This is a genomic window from Elizabethkingia argenteiflava (assembly GCF_009904105.1).
GTDB classification, from domain to species: Bacteria; Bacteroidota; Bacteroidia; order Flavobacteriales; family Weeksellaceae; genus Elizabethkingia; species Elizabethkingia argenteiflava.
Genome location: NZ_JAAABJ010000109.1, coordinates 1 through 501 on the forward strand (window position 1 = coordinate 1; position 501 = coordinate 501).

A 501-nucleotide genomic window follows, 5' to 3' on the forward strand; every position below is an offset into this window, starting at 1 on the left:
AGAGATTTAACCAATTGTCCAGCCAGGATTTGCAGGTCAGGGGATATTTTTTTGCCCACTTTTCTTCAAAGGCAAGCAGCCTTTGATATCCCTGCTCTTCATTATTAGCCTTGTAGATTGGCTTCATATCCTCCATAACCGCTTTTTTATCCCTGTCAGGAACATAGCGCATGGAGCAGCGGATTTGATGAACCACGCAAATTGGCCCCTTCATTTTCTGAACTATAAAGCCCAAGTACATCTTTTTTCCTTCGATATCAACCCCGAGGATATTATAGATCGCACGGGTGTCTACAGCACCATTCACCCTTACCTTGAAAAACATACAATCCAGAAATATAAATGGATAGACGGTTTCAAGAGGACGGTTTCTACATTCTTGAACCGCGGGTAGTACACTATCGGTAATACGGGATATCTCTGCAGGAGAAATCTCCATAGCATACATTTCCTGAACATAATCCCCCATTGCTCGGGTACTCACTCCCATAGCGTACATCG

Annotated in this window: 1 protein-coding gene; it reads right to left on the reverse strand. The window is 43.5% G+C overall.

The annotated features are described in order from the left end of the window. Positions 1 to 501, reverse strand: a 501-nt coding sequence (locus GNY06_RS00595; RefSeq protein WP_176589919.1) for a transposase, incomplete at both ends; no start/stop codon positions are given.